Annotated in this window: 1 protein-coding gene; it reads left to right on the plus strand. The window is 73.0% G+C overall.

The features are described 5' to 3' along the window. On the plus strand, positions 1 to 285 hold a 285-nt coding region (locus QZL63_RS10485; RefSeq protein WP_290587111.1), incomplete at both ends, for a RecQ family zinc-binding domain-containing protein.

A 285-nucleotide genomic window follows, 5' to 3' on the forward strand; every position in this document is an offset into this window, starting at 1 on the left:
AACGAGGAGGGCCTGCCCCGCGCCGACCTCTACATCGCCCCCGAGACCTACCGCCGCCGGCAGGAGCTGATGCGCGAACGTTTCGAGCGGATGATCGCCTACGCCGACAACGAGCAGGAGTGCCGCAGCGTCGTGCTCGAGCGCTACTTCGGGGCCGACGACGCCACCCCCTGCGGGGTTTGCGACCTCTGCCTGGCCCGCAAACGGACCGCCCGGGAGGCCGCCCGAAAAGAGGCGGAGCAAGCGGCGGGAGCCGCCGCCACGGCTCCCGCCGGGGCCGGAGAG

Source organism: Alistipes sp. CAG:268 (assembly GCA_000434235.1).
Classification (GTDB): Bacteria; Bacteroidota; Bacteroidia; order Bacteroidales; family Rikenellaceae; genus Alistipes; species Alistipes avistercoris.